General features: G+C 48.7%; 16 protein-coding genes. 7 read left to right on the forward strand and 9 right to left on the reverse strand.

Annotated features, from left to right (window positions below; all coding sequences use genetic code 11):
- Nucleotides 1–197 precede the first annotated feature (197 nt).
- Entirely contained in the window at nucleotides 198–2,414 is a 2,217-nt protein-coding gene (locus tag BLQ32_RS01620; protein ID WP_074508834.1) for an MMPL family transporter, read from the forward strand.
- A 59-nt stretch (nucleotides 2,415–2,473) separates the two neighbouring features.
- On the opposite strand, the gene BLQ32_RS01625 is transcribed toward BLQ32_RS01620, so the two are convergent.
- The 3 genes from BLQ32_RS01625 to BLQ32_RS01635 form a co-directional block, all read right to left on the reverse strand.
- A complete protein-coding gene (locus BLQ32_RS01625; protein WP_053165376.1) occupies nucleotides 2,474–3,661 on the reverse strand; it encodes a M20 family metallopeptidase in 1,188 nt (395 codons plus the stop codon).
- Nucleotides 3,662–3,871: 210 nt separating this feature from the next.
- Nucleotides 3,872–4,312, reverse strand: a complete 441-nt coding sequence (locus tag BLQ32_RS01630) for a DUF4357 domain-containing protein (protein WP_074508835.1) — start codon at nucleotides 4,310–4,312, stop codon at nucleotides 3,872–3,874.
- 95 nt (nucleotides 4,313–4,407) lie between these two features.
- Nucleotides 4,408–4,734 carry a YnfA family protein gene (locus tag BLQ32_RS01635; protein ID WP_074508836.1) on the reverse strand — a complete coding sequence of 109 codons (327 nt, stop codon included), beginning with the start codon at nucleotides 4,732–4,734 and terminating at the stop codon, nucleotides 4,408–4,410.
- Nucleotides 4,735–4,933: 199 nt separating this feature from the next.
- Here BLQ32_RS01635 and BLQ32_RS19755 point away from each other — a divergent pair, with 199 nt between their 5' ends.
- Nucleotides 4,934–5,089 carry a hypothetical protein gene (locus tag BLQ32_RS19755; RefSeq protein WP_175557045.1) on the forward strand — a complete coding sequence of 52 codons (156 nt, stop codon included), beginning with the start codon at nucleotides 4,934–4,936 and terminating at the stop codon, nucleotides 5,087–5,089.
- A gap of 72 nt (nucleotides 5,090–5,161) precedes the next feature.
- Here BLQ32_RS19755 and BLQ32_RS01640 read toward each other — a convergent pair whose 3' ends face one another.
- Together BLQ32_RS01640 and BLQ32_RS01645 are read right to left on the reverse strand one after the other, a co-directional pair.
- Nucleotides 5,162–5,920, reverse strand: a complete 759-nt coding sequence (locus BLQ32_RS01640) for a TerC family protein (protein ID WP_074508837.1) — start codon at nucleotides 5,918–5,920, stop codon at nucleotides 5,162–5,164.
- A gap of 293 nt (nucleotides 5,921–6,213) precedes the next feature.
- Entirely contained in the window at nucleotides 6,214–7,581 is a 1,368-nt protein-coding gene (locus BLQ32_RS01645; RefSeq protein ID WP_074508838.1) for a sigma-54 interaction domain-containing protein, read from the reverse strand.
- A gap of 186 nt (nucleotides 7,582–7,767) precedes the next feature.
- On the opposite strand from BLQ32_RS01645, the gene BLQ32_RS01650 reads away from it, so the two are divergent.
- From BLQ32_RS01650 to rpoN, 4 genes are all read left to right on the forward strand, one after another.
- Complete coding sequence (locus tag BLQ32_RS01650; RefSeq protein ID WP_036811778.1) at nucleotides 7,768–8,751, forward strand: proline racemase family protein; 984 nt, start codon at nucleotides 7,768–7,770, stop codon at nucleotides 8,749–8,751.
- A 16-nt stretch (nucleotides 8,752–8,767) separates the two neighbouring features.
- Nucleotides 8,768–9,751, forward strand: a complete 984-nt coding sequence (locus BLQ32_RS01655) for a proline dehydrogenase family protein (protein ID WP_074508839.1) — start codon at nucleotides 8,768–8,770, stop codon at nucleotides 9,749–9,751.
- Nucleotides 9,752–9,790: 39 nt separating this feature from the next.
- A complete protein-coding gene (gene brnQ, locus BLQ32_RS01660) occupies nucleotides 9,791–11,155 on the forward strand; it encodes a branched-chain amino acid transport system II carrier protein (protein WP_074508840.1) in 1,365 nt (454 codons plus the stop codon).
- Nucleotides 11,156–11,320: 165 nt separating this feature from the next.
- Nucleotides 11,321–12,616, forward strand: coding sequence for an RNA polymerase factor sigma-54 (gene rpoN / locus BLQ32_RS01665; RefSeq protein ID WP_074508841.1), 1,296 nt, complete (start codon nucleotides 11,321–11,323; stop codon nucleotides 12,614–12,616).
- A 192-nt stretch (nucleotides 12,617–12,808) separates the two neighbouring features.
- Here rpoN and BLQ32_RS01670 read toward each other — a convergent pair whose 3' ends face one another.
- Both BLQ32_RS01670 and BLQ32_RS01675 read right to left on the reverse strand, forming a co-directional pair.
- On the reverse strand, nucleotides 12,809–13,093 hold the full coding sequence (locus BLQ32_RS01670) for a hypothetical protein (RefSeq protein WP_235524951.1): 285 nt from the start codon (nucleotides 13,091–13,093) through the stop codon (nucleotides 12,809–12,811).
- Between the two features lie 208 nt (nucleotides 13,094–13,301).
- Nucleotides 13,302–14,036 carry a glucose 1-dehydrogenase gene (locus tag BLQ32_RS01675; protein WP_074508842.1) on the reverse strand — a complete coding sequence of 245 codons (735 nt, stop codon included), beginning with the start codon at nucleotides 14,034–14,036 and terminating at the stop codon, nucleotides 13,302–13,304.
- Between the two features lie 151 nt (nucleotides 14,037–14,187).
- On the opposite strand from BLQ32_RS01675, the gene BLQ32_RS01680 reads away from it, so the two are divergent.
- Nucleotides 14,188–14,772 (forward strand): TetR/AcrR family transcriptional regulator, encoded by a 585-nt coding sequence (locus BLQ32_RS01680; protein WP_074508843.1) that lies wholly within the window; start codon nucleotides 14,188–14,190, stop codon nucleotides 14,770–14,772.
- 199 nt (nucleotides 14,773–14,971) lie between these two features.
- On the opposite strand, the gene BLQ32_RS01685 is transcribed toward BLQ32_RS01680, so the two are convergent.
- Together BLQ32_RS01685 and BLQ32_RS01690 are read right to left on the reverse strand one after the other, a co-directional pair.
- A complete protein-coding gene (locus BLQ32_RS01685) occupies nucleotides 14,972–15,643 on the reverse strand; it encodes an HAD family hydrolase (protein ID WP_053164926.1) in 672 nt (223 codons plus the stop codon).
- 211 nt (nucleotides 15,644–15,854) lie between these two features.
- Nucleotides 15,855–16,643 carry an FAD synthetase family protein gene (locus tag BLQ32_RS01690; RefSeq protein ID WP_074508844.1) on the reverse strand — a complete coding sequence of 263 codons (789 nt, stop codon included), beginning with the start codon at nucleotides 16,641–16,643 and terminating at the stop codon, nucleotides 15,855–15,857.
- Nucleotides 16,644–16,665: the final 22 nt, after the last annotated feature.

Below are 16,665 nucleotides of genomic sequence, written 5' to 3' on the forward strand. Positions count from 1 at the left end.
ATTTCCTGCCGGTAAACCTGACTGCCTTCTTGACGTGCGGACCGCCGCTTTGACAGGTCGTTTCCCTTGGCTGCCAAAATTGAAGATTATGTGTCCGCTCCATCTGAAAAATTGAAAGGGTGCACCACGAAGACGTGCACTTCACTTCCGTTTTATATTAATATAGGTAGTGCTTGGAAAATTGGAAGGGGTTTATTATGGCTAAATATTTATATAAATTAGGGCAGTGGTCCATGAACCACGCGAAAGCGGTGATTGCAGCGGCACTCATCCTGCTGCTCGTGATGGGTGGGCTTGTGCTCGGCTACGGGTTTGAATTTGATGAAGATTTGTCGATTCCCGGCACGTCTTCGCAGGATACGATCGAAATGATGAAAGAGGAATTCCCTGAAGTCGGCAATGCCGGCGGCCAAATCCTGCTTGTCCACAAGGCGCCTGAAGGAAAAACCTTGATGGACCCGGACGTTGCGGAGAAACTGAACGAAGTTGTCCAGCGCGTCCAGGAAGACAAGGCAGTCGAAGCGGTCTATACGCCCGACATGCTGATGAACTACAACAAAGACCAGACCATCGCCTACTCAATGGTCATGTACGACACGGTCGCAGCGGAGGTTTCCGAGAAATCGATCGCCCATGTTAAAGAAGCGGCCCAAATCACGGAAGACGCCGGCATCCAGACGGAACTGTCGGGTGATGTGGAAGTGCATCCCTTTAAAATGGAAATGGCAACGGAAGTGCTTGGCGTACTGGCTGCCTTCCTGATCCTGTTTTTCACATTCGGTTCCCTGCTTGTCGCAGGCATGCCGATTATTACTGCCGGAGTCGGCCTCGGAATCGGGCTGCTCGGCGTCGTATTCGCGACGAACTTCACGTCCATTTCAACCGTCTGCCTGTCGCTTGCTGCGATGCTCGGGCTGGCGGTGGGCATCGACTATGCCTTGTTTATCCTGTCGCGTTTCCGCCAGGAATATGAAAAAGGCTATTCCATCAAACAAGCTGTCGCGATTGCCAACGGCACTGCCGGAAGCGCCGTCGTGTTTGCCGGCTTGACCGTTGTTATCGCGCTGCTCGGTTTGTCTGTACCGCAAATTCCGTTCCTGTCGATGATGGGCTACACGGCTGCAGTCGGCGTATTTTTGGCCATCGTCATTGCGGTGACCGTCGTACCGGCTGTCATTTACCTGTTCGGCGATAAAATGGCCCCGCCTGCCGGGCGCAAGAAAACGGTCAGTGAACGGTTCACCGACCGCATCAAACTTTCCGGCAAGCTCATGAACGGCTGGGCGCGCCTCGTCGGGAAATTCCCGTTGGTGGTTGCTCTTGCCGGCATGGTCATTCTCGGCGTCATTTCCATCCCGTTTTTCCACATGGAACTCGGATTGCCGGATGACGGCTTCTACGGCGAAGACACCGATGAACGCCAAGCCTACGATCTTCTGAAAGAAGCTTACGGCGAAGGCTACCACGCTTCCCTTGTCGTTGTCGCAAAAGCGGAAGAAGGCGGCGAAGTTCTGAGCCAGCTGGAAACGCTGCAAGCGGACATCACAGCGATGGACCACGTGGCCTATATCTCAAACGTCATCCCGAAAGAAACGGGCGACATGGCCGTCATCACCTTGAATCCGGTGACCGGCCCGAATGATGCCGAAACCAAAGAGCTCGTCAATGAACTCCGCGGCGCCGACTACGAAGGCATGGATTTATTCGTCACCGGTTTGACCGCCGTCAATATCGACACTTCGGATAAACTGGCCGATGCACTGCCGGTATTTGCGGCGCTGATCATCGGGCTGGCGTTCGTCCTCTTAGTCGTCGTATTCCGCTCCATCCTGGTGCCGCTGAAAGCGGTGCTCGGGTTCGTCCTGTCTCTTGGTGCGACTTTAGGATTTGTCACATGGGTCATCCAGGACGGCAATTTCTATGAACTGTTCGGCTTCTCCACTTCTGGGCCTGTCCTGAACTTCCTTCCGATCATCGTGGTCGGCATCCTGTTCGGCCTGGCGATGGACTACGAAATGTTCCTCGTCAGCCGGATGCGCGAAGAATTCACGCATTCCGGCGACGCCCGAAAAGCGGTGCTTGCCGGACTCCGCGACAGCGGTGGTGTGGTGACCGCTGCCGGACTCATCATGATCGCCGTCTTTACCGGCTTCATGATGGCGCCGGACCCGATGGTGAAAGTCATGGGACTTGCGCTGGCATTCGGTGTGCTGTTTGATGCCTTCATCGTCCGCATGATGATTGTGCCGGCTGTTATGCTCTTGATGGGCAAAGCCGCCTGGTACATGCCGAAATGGCTTGACCGAATCGTGCCGAACATCGATGTGGAAGGCGAAACCATCATGAACGACATGGAAGCGCCGGAACGCCTCAAAGGCAAAGCCGCTCCAAATACCAAAACTGTGCAACAGTAAAATTCTATAACCAATAGAAAACAGCCGCCTTTTTACAGGGCGGCTGTTTTTCTGTTCCGTTATTCAATTTCGCTGTAGCTGCAGACGACATGGGCAACCGCTTTGGCGGCCACCAGCAATGCGTCTTCATCGATGTCGAATTTCGGGTGGTGATTGTGGTAGATTTCGTCTCTTCCTTTCGGCATGCAGCCGATATAGAAGAAAATGCCCGGCGTTTTTTCCAGGTAATACGAAAAGTCCTCGGATCCGGAGAAGACCGGAAACTCCGTGACTTCTTGGATCGCCGGGTCATCTGCATTTTGCAGGATGGATACTACGTTTGCAGTGACTTCCGCATCGTTGCAAAGCGGCGGATAGTCCGGTGTATAGGTCAGGCTGCATTCAACGCCGAACTCCAGCTCAATCCCTCTCGTGATGCGCTCTATTTCCCGGGCAATAATTTCCTGCGTCTTGTCGTTCATGTAGCGCACGTCGCCTTCAATTTCGATGCTGTCCTTGATGATATTGAAGGACCCTTTCGCGTCGAACGAACCGATGGTGACAACGCCCATTTCGAAAGGGTTCAAGCGGCGGCTGACAACGGTCTGGATGGCCGTGATAAAATGAGCGCCTGCGACGATCGGATCGTTCGCCTGGTGCGGCGTCGAACCGTGGCCACCTTTTCCTTGGATGCGCAATTTGAAATACGTGCGCCCCGCCATGGCATAGCCGCTGCGGTAGCCGACCGTGCCGGCTGGGTGGCTTGGAAACAGATGCGTGCCGAAGACATAGTCGAGGTCATCCAGTATGCCGGATTCGACAATGCTTTTCGCTCCGCCCGGCGGCGTTTCTTCCGCGTGCTGGTGGATGATTTTGACGGTTCCGGACAATTCCTCTTTCATCCCGATCAGGCAGTCGGCGAGAACCAGCAGGTAAGCGGTATGGCCGTCGTGGCCGCAGGCATGCATGACGCCTTCGTTCTGCGACTTGAAAGGCACGTCTGCTTCCTCAAAGATCGGCAGCGCATCGAAGTCCGCCCGCAGCCCGATTGTTTTGCCGGGCTTTCCGCCTTGAATGGTGACAATGACGCCGTAGCCGTTTCCAACATGCGTCTGTACGTCGACGTCTTTTCCTTTGTAGAAATCCGCGATGAACGCGGCGGTTTTCTCTTCCTGGAACGACAGCTCCGGATGCTGATGCAGATGGCGGCGGATCTCGATCATTTCATCTTTTCGGCTTTCGAGCATGTCGAGCAGCCGCTGTTTCACAGAGTTTGTCTTCATTTCCTGTGTCACTTGCTTCCTCTCCTTTTGTCCGTATGTATTTTTTAGTCCTTCTACCATTAACCTTACAATGGCCGATGTAAAATTGCACAGAAAAAGAGGGCTCTCCCGAATAAATTCTAAGAAGCCCTCTTTTCATTTATTTTTATAATCTTTTCACAACCATCCCTAGACCGGATCCGATCCGTCCAGCAGTTAAGTGCCCGGCTTTTCTTTCCAGTCATGCGCACCTCTCACCCAGCCGCCGATTGCGGCCCCCATGGCCGCCTGCGGCGAATCGAATTCGATGTCTTCCATCACCAGCAGCTGATTTTGAAACGGAATGAGCCGCTTTTCGAGCACCAGTTTCTCCCGGGACCGGACGTATTTCTTCGGGCATTTCGGTGAAGTCGTGGCAGCGAATTTCGATCCCTGTTTAACGACGAAGCACTGCCCTTTGCAGTAGCCGACGGCGTCCGCCCCGCGCTTTGACTGGATATACAGCAGTTCCGGTTCCTGCTCCGGTTCCCTGAACATCCCCGCTTCAAATGGGGACACCGCCCGTTCTTCGCCGCTTGCCGGGTCCAGTTGGAGAAATTGGTACAATTCTCCGTGGGTGTTGTGAATGATTTTTCTCAGGTAAACCTCTTTGGCCATGGCGATCCTCTCCTTATACAGACAATCCTCTTTAACTGTATATAGAGAACCGGCCCGTAAAAGGAGACAACTCTTTCAAGCCCATTATGTATGTGTCATCCGCGCGGTGCCCAAAGCATAACTGATACCCCGACCAGGCAAATGCCTGCGCCGACCCAGTCGTACAAATCAGGTGTTTTCCGGTCGACTCCCCATCCCCATAAAACGGAAAGGATGATGAACACGCCGCCGTAAGCTGCATAGACCCGCCCGAATGACGAGAACGACTGCAACGTCGCAATCACTCCGTACATGGCGAGTGCGATTCCGCCGAAAATCCCCCAAAACAAAGGCCTTCCTTCCCGGAGCCACAGCCATATCAAATAACCGCCGCCGATTTCGGCCAATCCGGCGAGGATGAATAAGAAAACAGTATACACCATGGTTCTTGCTCCTCCTTTCTGTTGGCAAACTGCCTTCAGTCAATCGTAGCAATTAACGCCAAAGAATTCGAATGATTTTTCGGCCGCCCTTTTAATGAAGCGAATTATGCTATGATTAAATTGTAAGTATTTGTATGAAAATCCAATAAATATTCGTTTCAAGCTATACACTAAAAACAGTTATGAAAGAGGTGCCTTTTTGATAAACACAAATTTGTTAATGTATATTGCAATAGGAGTCCTATTGGGTTTATTCCACGATTCCATTTGGGCCGGAGTCGGAGCAATGGTTTTGATTTACATTGCCGTCCGGCTGGATGAACTCGTCAAACTGATGAAAACCGGCAGGCAGTAAACGGCCCTTACACAAAAAAGCCGGCGGATCTGAAATGGATCCGCGGGCTTTCGTTTTTTATGGACTGCGCCGTTACGCCGCCTTTTCTTTATTTTTCTTCACACTGATTAATGCGCCGACTGCGACGATTCCAAGCAGGACGCCCCAGAAAATGAGCTTCCATTCTGTCGAATGGGCAAAGTCATACGGCAGAATCCCGAGCTTTTCGTGACCTAAGGTGAGGACGGTCAGCTTGACGCCCACCCAACCGACAATGACAAAAGCGGTGGTTTCCAGTTGCGGGTAGTTTGCCAGGAGCTTGACGAATTTGTGGGCGGCAAAACGCATGATGATGATGCCGACCAATCCGCCGGCAAGCATGACAGCGAACTGGCCGCCGTTGATCCCACCGATTTCAAAATCGCCCAAATGCGGCAACGTAATCGCCAGCGCGACTGCTGCCAGCATCGAATCGATCGCAAAGGCGATATCCGCCAGCTCGACTTTCAATACCGTCATCCAGAAGCCGGACCCTTTTGTCGATTCCGGCTCGAGGGAATGCTCTTTCCCTTTCCGCTGATCGTAAATGTGCTTGAATGCGATAAACAATAGATACGCGGCTCCGAGCGCCTGGATCTGCCATACATCCACCAACAAGGTAATCATGAACAGCGCTGCAAAGCGGAACACAAATGCCCCCATCAACCCGTAAAACAACGCCCTTTTTTGCTGCTCTTTCGGCAAGTGCTTCACCATAACTGCCATAACTACCGCATTATCGGCAGCGAGCAAGCCTTCCAATGCGACCAGGACCAGCAACACCCATAAATACTCCAATAAAATTGCTTCCATCTCTTATCCTCCTTTAATTTTGCCAACAAAAAAGACCCCTGCCTAATAAAAGGCAAAGGTCTCGCTAAGCAAAATTATCTGCTATCACAGCCGATGGCTACGAACCATGTAATGACGACTGTGAAATAGGTTTCCCTACAGCTACTCCCCTTCGACATAAAGTCAAAAGTCTATTGAGTTGTTACTAATATTATAACCTAGACAAGTAGTCTCTGAACTCTTGAATTTGTCGAAATTATGGCGCATCTTCGTTCTGTGCTGTCTTCTTTAAAATCAGGGTTTCCTTCTTAGATTCAGTTAATTCCGTACTGGCTGATTTTCTTGTATAAGCTGACGCGGGAAATTCCAAGCAGCTTTGCAGCCGCACTTTTGTTTCCATAAGTTTCAAGCAATGCTTGTGCAATGCGCTCTTTTTCCAATTGATTTTTCTCTTGTGCCAATCCACCTTGCTTTGTCTCTTCTGAAATTCGAGGCATGATATATCGGAGATCTTCCGGCTTGATGGAGGGGCCATCAATAAGGATGACCATTCGTTCTACCACATTCCGCAACTCACGGATATTCCCCGGCCAATCATAGTTCACGCAAAGCTCAATGGCCTTTTCTGAAATGACAGGTGGCTCTTTATGGTGATTAAAGGTAAATTCATGGAGAAAGTTTTCCATCAGCACCGGAATGTCTTCTACTCTTTCGCGCAGCGGCGGAATTTTCAGCGTAACGACGTTCAAACGATAATATAAATCTTCCCGGAACTGTCCCTTTCTGACCATTTCTTCTAAATCGCTGTTAGTTGCAGCAACAATCCGGATATCCACTTTAATCGGCGAATGGCTGCCGATTCGGGATACTTCACGTTCCTGAAGGACACGCAGCAGTTTAACCTGCATATCCAGCGGCAACATGCCCACCTCATCCAGAAATAGCGTCCCGCCGTTTGCCTTCTCCACTTTCCCTGCCTTGCCGTTCTTATCTGCTCCGGTAAACGAACCTTTCTCATAACCGAAAAATTCGCTCTCGAACAGCGCTTCCGGGATCGCTCCGCAATTGATTGGAATGAATGCTTCATTGCTCCGGGCACTGGCTTCATGGATGCCTTGGGCAAACAGCTCTTTTCCGACCCCGCTTTCTCCTTGAATTAAAACTGTAGCATTGGTCTTCGCCACTTTTAGCGTCAGATTCTTAATGGTCTGCAAAGCCGGACTTTGTCCTTTGATGTTTGACAGCGGTCCATTCTGTGCTTTTAGATTATATTGCTGCTTAACTTTTTGAAGTTCCGTTGTCGTCAGGGACAGTTTTTCATTGAGCTGCACAATATTAGAAATGTCTTGGTCAATGGCTACCGCTCCTACCAGTGCGCCTGACGCATTGAATATCGGCGATGAGCTGATTCGGACATGTTTGTCTGGACGCGGCTGATGATATACATTGAACACCGGCTCACGGGTTTTTAAAATCTCAAGTAATTTCAAGTCCTCTTTCTCAAAGAATTTGTTTATCTTTTCCCCAACAATTTTTTCTTTTGAAATACCATACAGGCTTTCCGCTTTATCGTTCCAATATTGTACTTCTCCCTCTTCATTCACGATGGAAATTGCTTCCGATGTTGTTTCAAGCAAAGCCTCTAAATAATATTGGCCATTCTTTTCTGCCTCGCTTTTCATGTTTGCCACCTGCTCTCTTGTAGACCTTCTGTTAATTAACACTTTACACTCTTGTAAACACTCTGTACACATTTGAGAAACAGAAAATTCTTTTAATGTTTATTCCAAAGGGTTTTTGAAAGTTGGCACGCTTCTTGCATATTACTAGTTATGTAAGCGAATTCATTATTCGGAGGAGGCACCCAAATGATTGTTTCTGAGCAACTAATCCAAACAATAGATGCCCATACGATGGGAGAAGCTGCCCGCATCGTTATAGATGGGATCCCTGAAATCCAGGGTGATACTATGATGCAAAAAAAGCAGTACATGCAAACCCACCTTGATTCCATTCGAAAACTATTGATGCATGAACCGCGAGGGCACCTCAATATGTTCGGCGCCATTTTGACAAAGCCTTGCAATCCGGAATGTGACCTTGGGGTTCTATTCATGGATTCCGGCGGTTACTTGAATATGTGCGGGCACGGGACGATTGCTTCTGTAACGGTTGCAATCGACCATGGGCTCATCGAGAAGAAAGACCGCTTGCTTCTCGACACGGCTTCAGGCATCGTCACTTGCTTTGTCAGTTACGAAAACGAGCGTGTGAAAGAAGTATCGTTCGTCAATGTCCCGTCTTTCTTGTTCCTAAAGAACGTATCTGTTGATGTGGCTGAGGTTGGCCCAGTTCAAATGGACATTGCATTCGGCGGCAGTTTCTTTTCCATAGTGGATGCCGCACAGTTCGGACTGGAACTGTCAATCGATGAGCAGGATCAAATTACGCGCCTTGGCATTGCAATCCGCAAAGCAGCAAATGAACAATTAACCATCGCCCATCCCGAAATTCCGGACATCTCCACTGTCGACCTGGTCGAATTCAGTTTGAAACGCGGCGATCACCATTATAAAAACACCGTAGTCTTTGGTGACGGCCAGTTGGACCGTTCCCCCTGCGGCACAGGCACTTGCGCGAAACTCGCTACATTGCCCCTTGCAAAAAACGAAGAAATCATCCAGGAAAGCATCATCGGTTCGAAATTTAAAGGAGCCATAATAGCAGATGCCCAAGTTGGCGACTACAAAGCAATCATCCCGAAAATCACCGGTTCTGCTTGGGTTACAGGAATGCACCAATTTTCATTGGACGTAACCGACCCATTTGCAGAAGGTTTTCTATTAAAATAGACGGAGGCGAATAAAAATGAACGCAACAAAAGATTTTTTTATGATGTTGTCACAGAATAAAGCATTAAATGGAGCGGCAAAGCGCTGGGGCTTAAAACTTGGAGCGCAATCTGTCGTTGCCGGCACTACGATTGAAGAAATGGTGGAAAGCATCCGCAAATTAAATGCGGAAGGCATTTCTGCTACGATAGACAATCTTGGGGAGTTTGTTTTCGAAAAAGAAGAAGCTCTCCAGGCGAAACAACAGATTCTAGAAGTGATTGACGCTATTCACCAGCACCAGCTGGATGCCCATATTTCCTTAAAGCCGACCCAACTCGGCCTCGATATCGATTACAAGTTCTGCTTGGAAAATTTGCGAGATATTGTCGCCAAGGCACATGATTACACTATTTTTGTCAATTTCGATATGGAAGACCATTCACATCTACAGCCTTCATTCGATATTCTCGAAGAATTGCACCAGGATTACGACAATATCGGCACCGTCATCCAAGCCTATTTCTTCCGCGCGGAAGAAGACCTTGAAAAATACAAGAATTATCGTCTCCGCATCGTCAAAGGCGCCTATAAAGAACCAGCCGAACTCGCCTATCAGGAAAAAGCGGAAATTGACGCCAATTACATCCAATTAATCGAATACCACCTGCTTCACGGAAAGTTCACATCAATTGCAACACATGACCACCATGTCATCAATCATGTACTGCAGTTTGTAAAAGAACATAATATCCCGAACAGCCAGTTTGAATTCCAGATGCTGTATGGGTTCCGCAAAGATCTTCAATTGGAGCTGGCCAAAAAAGGTTATAATTTCTGTACGTACGTTCCGTTCGGCAACGACTGGTATGGCTATTTTATGCGCCGCTTGGCCGAACGCCCACAGAATTTAAATCTGGTCGTCCGTCAAACCTTCAACAAAAAAACAAATGCAATGATCGGCATGGGAATGGGCATGTTCTTGCTTGGCCGTTTAAGCAAAGGATCAGCAAAAGGCTAATATACGCTCCATATTACACATTCAAGGGGGAAGCTTAAGATGGAATCAATTAAATTCAGCCAAATTTTCGCTATCGGATTTATGCTTTTCGCCATGTTTCTAGGTGCAGGAAATGTCATTTTCGCGCCAATGGTCGGCCAGCAGGCAGGCACCAATACATGGATTGCCATGGCAGGTTTTTTAGTGACAGGCGTCGGCCTGGTGCTGCTTGCCATTATCGCTTTGACACGCGGCGGCGGGACCGTGGAGAAACTGGCATCACGCGTGCACCCGGTTTTTGCCATCGTCTTTTCAATCCTGCTGTTTTTAACACTTGGACCGATTTATGTAATTCCACGGACAACTTCTGTCGTTTATGAAATCGCTGTTTTCCCGCTGATGGCTGAAAACGCAAGCAATGCACTGTTCCTGTTTGTTTTTTCAGTGCTGTTTATTCTTTTGACGGTGATCTTGTCATGGAACACAACAAAATTCGTCGACCGGCTCGGGAAAATCATCACACCGATTTTTGGTGTATTGCTGGTTATCCTGATTGCTAAATCACTGATTACTCCAATGGGCGGCTTCGGCAAGCCAATGGGCGAATACATCTCCGCCAGCAGTGCATTCCTCGAAGGCTTTACACAGGGCTATTATACAATGGACGTACTCGCCGCTTTTGTTTTCGGCGGAATTTTCATCAAATCAATCGGAGCCATCGGCATTCAGTCACCGAAAACAATTTCGAAAGTCTTCATCCAAGCAGGCCTTATTACTGTCGCCGGTCTTGTGCTGCTGCAAGTGTCAATGGCGTGGCTAGGCGCTACCAGCCTCGACCAGATTGGCTACAAAGAAAACGGCGGCGAAGTTCTGGCGCAAAGTGCAGTTGTACTGTTCGGCCAGATCGGCATCTTCCTTATCGGGACAGTCATTTTCCTGACTGGCATCACGACTAATGTCGCGTGTTTGTCAGCAGTGGCCGAATATTTCGAACGTCTAATGCCAGCCATCTCGTATAAAAAGTGGCTGATTGTGTTTGCACTGATGGGGCTTATCATCACCAACTTCGGCTTAACCACAATTTTGACAATGGCTTCACCGGTTCTGTTGCTGCTTTATCCGCTGGCCATTGCCTTGATTGTCCTGATCTTCGCCAACAATCTATTTAAAGGACATCGTTCTGTCTATATCGGCACGATGATTGGCGTCGGCATCGTTGCTGTATTGGATGCTTTGAAGGAAGCTGGAATTGCGCCCGATGCCATCAACCGGGCATTCGGCTTTATCCCCCTCTTCGAAAATGGGGCAGGGTGGATTGCCACTGGCATCGTCGGCTTTTTCGTCGGGTTCCTTGTTGCGAAGAGCCGACAGGAAGGCACCGAACTAATTACAAATAATCCGGGCGAGCAAGTAAATTTAAACTAGGAACGAATAAAGCCAGCCGCTCTTAAATGCGGCTGGCTCTTTTAGTGTTTTAATCCGTTTTGAAGAATGCTGCTAATCTTTTTTGAAAATTCCTAAAAAACCATGTTACAATAGCGCTTATTATTTCTTTATATCTGTATGTAATCGTTTTAAAGGAGGCCCATTATGAAAAACGCACTTCAGCAGCAACAAAAACTGAATTTCTCTATGACTCCTGAGCTTAGGCAGGCTATTGAACTGCTGCAATATTCAAATGCCGAGCTCGAACGTTACATCCGGGAACAGGAAATGGAAAATCCGCTCATTGAACTGAAGGAAAGGGAAAATAGTGAAATCGGCACAGCAGAGATTCCACGCTCCTTCCCTAGTCAACGAAGACCGCAAATGCCGCTCGAAACAATTGCCAGCAGCGAAGACAACACAAGAGACTCCTTATATAGGAATGCCAAACTTATTTACTCCGATGAAGCCGTACAAAAGCTGTTGAAGTTTCTGATTTACAACTTGGACGACAATGGCTATCTGGATTTCCCTGGACCGGCTGGACCGTTCAGCGAAGACCAGATTGAAACAGGTATTCACCTTCTTCAAAAAGCCGGCCCTGCAGGAATCGGTGCCCGGAATTTAAAAGAATGCCTGCTGCTGCAAATCCAGTATTTGCATCCTGAAAAAACAGCCGCAAAAAAAATAGTGGAGCACCACTTGGACTTGCTGGCCGCGCGGAAATGGAAAGAGCTTTCTTCCCTGCTGAAAATTTCTTTAGAGGAAATCAAAGAAATTCATTTGCTGATCCGGACACTTCAGCCAAAACCCTGCTCATTCACTTGCGGTTTTGTTCCACACTATTTAAAACCCGACATTGTTATAGAAATTGTGAATAACAAGCTTAGCTTTAAGTTAAATGACAGCCATTTGCCCAGCATCCATATCAATACATGCTATTTGCCCAATCATCGGCCCAAAGACGAAGCCTCCGGCTATATCAGCAGCCAATTCCAGAAAGTCCAATGGCTTCTTACGAGCATCGAGCAGCGGCGAGATACTCTTATCAAAATTACGGATGTCCTGGTAGACCGCCAGGAAAACTTTTTCAAACTTGGTTTCGACCATTTGAACCCGCTTACGCTTAAAGAAGTAGCAGACGAAATCGGCATGCACGAATCCACAGTAAGCCGCGCCGTTTCAAACAAAGTAGTTCAAACTGCTTTTGGTTCCATTGAGTTGAAGCGTTTATTTTCTTCCAAACTGATGGACTCCGAAGGCAATAGCGTATCCCAGACCGCAGTGAAATTGCTAATGAAAAAATTCATTTCGCAGGAAGATAAGCACAAGCCCTATTCCGACCAAAAAATAGCTGACTATTTGGCTGCCAGTGAAGGCATTCCCATTTCAAGGCGCACCATCAGCAAATACCGGGATGAATTGCACATCCCTTCGGCCAGTAGACGAAAAGAATTATAAAGACGAAAAAAGCCTTCAGCTCCTATATGGATTTGAAGGCTTTCATTTTCTTTGAATTATTGAGCCGTCATGCCGCCGTTTACGACAAATTCCAAACTTGTGGAACAGCCGAGGCGCTCCCGTAGAGCAACTACAAAAAACCTTTCCCCATTTTACCTGGAAATGCTCCTGCTCCTGCTATCGCTTTTTATACTAAAGCTTCGAATCCAACGACTTTTGCTGCAGTTTATTGTAATACCGGACACTGGTCATTGCGCCTTCATCCACCATTTCGGCATCGTCGATCCCTGAAGGCTTCCCTAGATTCCGGACGTATTTGGTGTTTAGTTTTTCCGCCGCTTTGTTCAGCTGCGCTTTTACCTTTTTCCGGTTTTCACTTTTTGAAAGATAGGCCGTTCCTGCAACAGCTCCCGCTGCTCCAACTAGCTTGGTGATTTTACCCACTGCTATCAGCTTCCCTTCTATTTCTTTATCCAATGCCTTACTCACAAAGATAAAATGCCTGTTTTTAACCTGGCATTCATTCTTCCTATTCCCTCTTCCTGCAGGAATATGTCTGCAAAGGCAAGTTGCCTCTTATTGACCACTTTAAAAAATTGCAGGGATTGAAGAGCTTCCGGCAACAAGGCATTGCATACAGAAAAAAGCCTCCGGATCCGTTTTGGATCTGGAAGCTTTTGTTCATTTACTGCGCTGTCATGCCGCCGTCCACGACAAATTCCGAACCTGTGGAATAGCTGGAGTCGTCCGATGCCAGGAACAGCACCATGTTCGAAACTTCCTCCGACTCGGCCACACGTTTCAACGGGATGTGCTGTGCGAATGCTTCGACAGCCGCTTTCGTGTCTTCCTGCATGATCATCGGTGTCGCGATGACGCCCGGATGCACCGAGTTGACGCGGATGCCGTAATGCGCGCATTCGATGGCGGCCGATTTGGTCATGCCGCGCACCGCAAATTTTGTATCGGTGTAGCCGATGGCACCGGCCACCAAGCCGTTCATCGAGGAAATGTTGACGATCGAACCGCCGCCTGCTTTTTGCATCGACGGGATAATTGCTTTCATGCCAAGGAAAACGGAAACCTGGTTGATGTCGACGATGCGGCGGTACTCTTCTTCCGTCGTCTGCAAAATCGATTTCGCCATCGTGATGCCGGCGTTGTTGACCAATACGTTAACCGGTCCGAACGCTGCTTCCGCTTCTGTGACAACGTTTGCCCAATCCGCTTCGCTTGTGACGTTCTGCTTGATGAACAAAGCATTTTCGCCCAGTTCCGCAGCCAGTGCCTGCCCTTTTTCTTCATTCAAATCGGTCAAAATAACTTTTGCGCCTTCTTCAATGAATTTCTTTGCATGGGCAGCACCCATTCCCTGTGCCGCTCCTGTAATGATGGCAACTTTTCCTTCTAAACGAGCCATGTGTTTTCCTCCTAAAAATCGAATGTGTTAAAATAAAATAAACTACATATGTAAATTTACAGATAAATTTATTGATTGTCCATCTAAATGGTTTGATGTCATAATAAATTCACGAATGCGTTCTTTTCCGGACGATACAGGAGGTTCCCACATGACAAACAGCGAAGACCGGCGTACGATGCGTACCCAAAAAAAGCTGAAAACGGCATTGCTCACATTATTAAAGGAAAAAGACCTGAACCGGCTGTCGATCACCGAAGTCACCCAGCAGGCCGGATGCAACCGGGTGACGTTCTACTCGCATTACAAAGACCTGCAGGAACTGCTCGCCGCTATCGTGGACGACTACCTCGAAGAGCTTCAGGCATACTTCCGCAAAAGCTTCCAGCACTTGGAGCGTTTTTCCTCGTCGGATGCAGAGCGGCACCTCCCAATTTTTGAATTCCTCTACCAGAACCAGCGGATTTCTTCCCTCGTCATCAAAGGCGAAGTGCTGCCAGGCTCCCAGAACCAGTTCTGCGACAGCCTTTTCCAGGTATCGGAACAATCGCTGCGGCTCGAAGAAGCAAGTGATGTGGAAGTGCCTGCGCTGAACTATTTCATGACGTACGGCAGCCTCGGGTTTTTCCTCCACTGGATCAACGAAGACTTCAAGGAAGAACCTCTGGCGATGGCGAAAAAACTGGCCGCTCTTCACGGGAAAATGTACGGCGGCGCTGTGGTTATTGAGGAGTAATGAACAATAACCACAAAAAACCCGCCGATTCTCCCGGCGGGCACTGGATATGTGGATGATTTTCCTCTAAAACGGGGATAACTTTGCCGTTTCGTCATTCTTGGGTAGTTATCCACATGTGGATAAAAATTAAATGCATTACTTCTTTTCTATCCACAGCTTATCAAATAAAAACCCTGAGCCAAGTGCTCCGGGTTTTCTATTTCGATACCTTCAATTCGTTCAAGCGCTCGATCAATTCCCCGAGCGGCATATCGGCCATTGATTCCAGCCGGTGTTCGACTTCGCAGAAATCCATCGTGTGGGTCACTTCGTTCGGCACGATGACGCAGCCCATGCCGGCCCGTTTCGCTGCAAGCGAGCCGTTTGCCGAATCCTCGAATGCTACACATTCCTCCGGTTCGAGCCCCAGGCATTCCGCCGCTTTTACGTACAGCGCCGGGTCCGGCTTCACGATTTCCACATCATCCGAAGTCCGGATGCAGTCGAAGTAATCGAACAAGCCCAGGTTCTTGAGATGCTTAGACACCCATGCGTAATCGGAGCTGGATGCCAGCGCGACCTTAAGCCCGAGCTCTTTTGCCGCCTTCAAATAGTCCTCCACACCGTCCCTTGCTTTTTCCTCAGCAAGTTTCACGTGGAACTTTTCCTCCAATTGTTGCTGCAGGTGCTTGTGCTCAATTTCCTCTTCAATCAGCTCTTCGAGGTAATGGAACGGTGAAAATCCGGTCTGTGTGCCAATTTCCTGCTGCCAGCGCTCGATCGGCAGTTCGCTACCGTATGCCGCAAATATTTCCTGCAGCACCCGGTAATGATGGGTTTCCGTATCAAGGATGAGTCCGTCAAAATCGAAAATGATTCCTTTGATCATGGTGCAACTTCCTTTCTTAAAGAGGACACGCTTTTTCCGTATCCGTTTATTATTATCATTCACCAAAAGGGAAGGAGTAAAACAATCTTCTATATATAGAACGCCTCTTGCTCCCTTGCCGCTCACTCGCAAAAAACTTCAAGCAAAATAAAAAAGCGGAACATTGTAAAAATGTTTCCGCCTGTTACATCAAATTATTGAATGCTAAAAATTAAGTAGCTACAGCTTCCAGCTGCGCCATCCAGTGAATCTTCAATAGTTTTGGCAACGCCGACCAGTCGTAATTCAGCTGAATTGTCCGCTTGCATTTAACGGTTGCCACACATTCCACCGAGGACTCCGGGGTTTCAATCCGCACTTTATAGGTGCCGACATTCGGAAGCGAATAGTTCGGCAACAGCCCGTTCTTCTGGCAATACTTCGTTTGATGGAAGGTGCCGAGAAGCTCCGGCAACTCGCTCAGCTGCCGGTCCGCCAGATGCTGCCGGATCAGCGTGGAACTGATTTTCTGTTCGTTCCACTTCAGTTCCTCGACAACCGTCAGACCGACTTGCTGAACATCTGCATAAACGGCGAGCGTCTCCACTGTCCCTTTCGCTTTTGCCCCGTAGGTATAATCAAAGCCGCAGACGATTTCCTGGGCGTTCAAGCCGACAATATAGTCGTTCAAAAAATCATCCGGCTCCACTTTCGCCAGTTCTTTCGTGAATTCCACGACATAAAACAACTCCACCCCGAGCCGTTCCAGCTTTTCCGCTTTCTGCTCCAGCGGCTCCAAATAAGCGACTTCCCGGTCGGGAAACAGCACGCTTTTCGGATGCGGGAAAAACGAGAGGACCGCCACTGCCAGATTTTGTGCGTCTGCTTGTTCTTTCGCCGTTCGGATAACTTTTTGGTGCCCCAAATGGACCCCGTCAAAATAACCCAGCGCCATGGCTGCCTTAGGAGCCGTGCGTCCAATGTCCGGTAAGTTCGCCGCATTCACGTAAACAATCTGCATGATGATCCTCTCCTTTTTCTCG

Origin of the sequence: Planococcus glaciei, assembly GCF_900099655.1 — a bacterium.
Taxonomy (GTDB): Bacteria; Bacillota; Bacilli; order Bacillales_A; family Planococcaceae; genus Planococcus; species Planococcus glaciei.

Excerpts from the sequence above, each read along its gene's own strand:
- BLQ32_RS01685 (WP_053164926.1), bottom strand. The coding sequence starts at position 15,643 with ATGATCAAAGGAATCATTTTCGATTTTGACGGACTCATCCTTGATACG.
- BLQ32_RS01620 (WP_074508834.1), top strand. The coding sequence starts at position 198 with ATGGCTAAATATTTATATAAATTAGGGCAGTGGTCCATGAACCACGCG.
- rpoN (WP_074508841.1), top strand. The coding sequence starts at position 11,321 with ATGAAAAACGCACTTCAGCAGCAACAAAAACTGAATTTCTCTATGACT.
- BLQ32_RS01630 (WP_074508835.1), bottom strand. The coding sequence starts at position 4,312 with ATGGCCAAAGAGGTTTACCTGAGAAAAATCATTCACAACACCCACGGA.
- BLQ32_RS01640 (WP_074508837.1), bottom strand. The coding sequence starts at position 5,920 with ATGGAAGCAATTTTATTGGAGTATTTATGGGTGTTGCTGGTCCTGGTC.
- BLQ32_RS01645 (WP_074508838.1), bottom strand. The coding sequence starts at position 7,581 with ATGAAAAGCGAGGCAGAAAAGAATGGCCAATATTATTTAGAGGCTTTG.
- BLQ32_RS01690 (WP_074508844.1), bottom strand. The coding sequence starts at position 16,643 with ATGCAGATTGTTTACGTGAATGCGGCGAACTTACCGGACATTGGACGC.
- brnQ (WP_074508840.1), top strand. The coding sequence starts at position 9,791 with ATGGAATCAATTAAATTCAGCCAAATTTTCGCTATCGGATTTATGCTT.
- BLQ32_RS01635 (WP_074508836.1), bottom strand. The coding sequence starts at position 4,734 with ATGGTGTATACTGTTTTCTTATTCATCCTCGCCGGATTGGCCGAAATC.
- BLQ32_RS01680 (WP_074508843.1), top strand. The coding sequence starts at position 14,188 with ATGACAAACAGCGAAGACCGGCGTACGATGCGTACCCAAAAAAAGCTG.
- BLQ32_RS01655 (WP_074508839.1), top strand. The coding sequence starts at position 8,768 with ATGAACGCAACAAAAGATTTTTTTATGATGTTGTCACAGAATAAAGCA.
- BLQ32_RS01650 (WP_036811778.1), top strand. The coding sequence starts at position 7,768 with ATGATTGTTTCTGAGCAACTAATCCAAACAATAGATGCCCATACGATG.
- BLQ32_RS01675 (WP_074508842.1), bottom strand. The coding sequence starts at position 14,036 with ATGGCTCGTTTAGAAGGAAAAGTTGCCATCATTACAGGAGCGGCACAG.